At 64.3% G+C, this 428-nt stretch carries 1 protein-coding gene; it reads right to left on the bottom strand.

The annotated features are described in order from the left end of the window. Positions 1–428, bottom strand: a 428-nt coding sequence (locus tag J4F42_18465; protein ID MCE2487503.1) for a GMC family oxidoreductase N-terminal domain-containing protein, incomplete at both ends; no start/stop codon positions are given.

The following is a 428-nucleotide window of genomic DNA, read 5'->3' as shown; positions in this document are numbered from 1 at the left end:
GCCGTCCTTGCGGCTGGCGGTGACGAACGAGTCGGTCATCGAAAAACAGAACGGCAGAATTTCCATGTCGCCCCGGGTAGTCGAGCCCTCGGCGGTATAGTGCAGGCCGGTTTGCAGCATCGGCATGCCCGGATAAGTGTGGGGCGTCTTCCTGGTCTTATACATGATCATCACCGCCGGATGATCGGTGAAGTCTTTGCCCACGTAGGGCGAGTCGTGCAGCACCGGGATGTCACATTGGTGCAGCTCGTCGGCCGGCCCGATGCCCGACAGCAGCAGCAGGTGGGGCGACTTGACCGCGCCGGCGCTGAGGATGACTTCCCCGCCATGCACGACCAGGCGTTCGCCCCGTCTATCGACTTCCACCCCGACCGCCCGGCGACCCTCGAACACGACCCGTCTGACGTGGGACTCGCCCCACACGTGCA

The organism is Desulfurellaceae bacterium (assembly GCA_021296095.1).
Classification (GTDB): Bacteria; Desulfobacterota; Binatia; order Bin18; family Bin18; genus JAAXHF01.
The sequence above is the reverse complement of the archived record's forward strand: the minus strand, read 5'-3'. Positions and strand labels throughout refer to the sequence as shown.